We start from the raw sequence: 1,697 nt of genomic DNA on the forward strand, positions 1-1,697 counted from the left end.
TGTCGTAGCCATTTCAAGATGTCGTGGCGCCAGCTAAATAGAAATGTCCGGTTTTGAGGTTGGGGTTAGGGTTGGTTTTGCTGCCTGTTTGTCCTGGTTTATTCGTTACGCCGTGTCGAAGGCGGGCGTCTGAACGGGCAGGGCGCTTGCGTCGGATCCACTGTCCCTTGCAGACCGACGGCCAGGTTTGCGGGGTTGCGGTTGCGCCTGCCTGCGCTCAGCCAAATCCACAATCACTTGCTCGACGTCCGCCTGCACGAACTCGCGCTGCTTCTTCTTGCCCGGCTGAGGTTTGTTTCGATCGGTCTTGGTCGAGTCGCCCCGGTTTGTTCGGGATGGGGCTTTACCGATGCGGCTGTTATCGCGTTGCGCCTGAATCGCCTGAGCGACCTGCAATACGTGACTCAGGCGCTTGTGTTCGACGACTGCGGCTTGATCGATCTCGGCCAGCCGATCGTACTGCCTGCAGGGCAACACCTGACCCTCCGTCCGGAGCTCGATGCGCCCGTCCGGGTACTCCCACACGTCGATGTAGCGGTGAATCAGCTTCCGGTTCTCTGGCGTGTCGTCCAGCAGGTACATCACCCGGTCGTACTGCACCGTCAGCGACTTCGTCACTTTCCGCGGTTCGCGCCACGTAAGCGTCAACTCAAGGCTCTCGTCGTCCCGCAGTGGCCGGTGAGCGTCGAAACTGCTCTTCGGTGGCTTCGCGAAACGTGCGTTGTAGGCCGCCATGAAGGAGGGTGCATAGGCGTTCGCCTCGGCCACCGTGCTGATCCCGCGCAGCCGCAGTTCCTTGACCAGCCGGTCCTGCAGCGTCAGGTGCGCACGCTCGACCCGCCCCTTGGCCGGGCTGCTGTTTGCGCAAAACGTGTCGATGTTCAGCTCGTACATCGCGCGGCCGAAATGCGTCACCCGATTGCCAGTCGTGCCCGGGTTGACGTTGCGAAACACGCTGTACTTGTCGCTGTACAACGCCATCGGCTTGCCGTGACGCTCCAGATACGCGCGCGTCGCCTCGAAGTAGCTGAAGGTCGACTCGGTCGCCGTGAAATGCAGCATCATCAACCGGCTCGTCGCATCGTCCACGTATACCAGCAGCGTGCAGGCTGGCGCCCGATCCTCGAACCAGCGGTGGTCGCTACCGTCGATCTGGATCAGTTCGCCCAGGCACGCGCGTCGTGCCCGTGGCTGGTAGACCTTCGGCGGCCGCTGCCGGCGCGGCACCCACAGCCCGGCGTCCGTCATCAGCCGCCTGACCGTTTCCTTCGCCAGCCGGATGCCGTGGCACTCATACAGCTTCTCGCAGGCCAGCGTCGGCCCGAAATCGGCGTAGCGATCACGGATGATCGACAGTGCCCGATCGGCCAGATCAGCGTCCAGCCGCCGATTACCGGGACGCCCACGCTTGCGCGAAGCCAGTCCGGCGGCGCCAGACTCACGGTAACGATCCACCAGACGCTGGAGCTGACGCACGGTCACGCCCAGTCGTTCGGCCGCGCGTCCGGGCTTGAGTCCCATGTCCACCACGGCCTGGATTACCTTCAGACGGTCGAGTTCTCGCATGTTCAGTGTCACCAGTGCACCTGGATACATGGCCGGCTCCGTGGTCCCGCAAAGAACCGGCCAGCATACCGAGGTCAAAACACGACATTTCTAAGTAGCCAGAACACGACATTTCTAAAAAGCTACTACAA

Annotated in this window: 1 protein-coding gene; it reads right to left on the reverse strand. The window is 62.2% G+C overall.

Annotated features, from left to right (window positions below; translation table 11 throughout):
- Positions 1-105 precede the first annotated feature (105 nt).
- Positions 106-1,596 carry an ISNCY family transposase gene (locus GD429_RS39955; protein ID WP_227792229.1) on the reverse strand — a complete coding sequence of 497 codons (1,491 nt, stop codon included), beginning with the start codon at positions 1,594-1,596 and terminating at the stop codon, positions 106-108.
- Between the last annotated feature and the right edge of the window lie 101 nt (positions 1,597-1,697).

This window comes from Burkholderia sp. BE17, from assembly GCF_009362305.1.
Classification (GTDB): domain Bacteria; phylum Pseudomonadota; class Gammaproteobacteria; order Burkholderiales; family Burkholderiaceae; genus Burkholderia; species Burkholderia pyrrocinia_C.

What these genes read in the sequence shown, in the direction of transcription:
- GD429_RS39955 (WP_227792229.1), bottom strand. Translation starts at nt 1,596, where the DNA reads ATGTATCCAGGTGCACTGGTGACACTGAACATGCGAGAACTCGACCGT.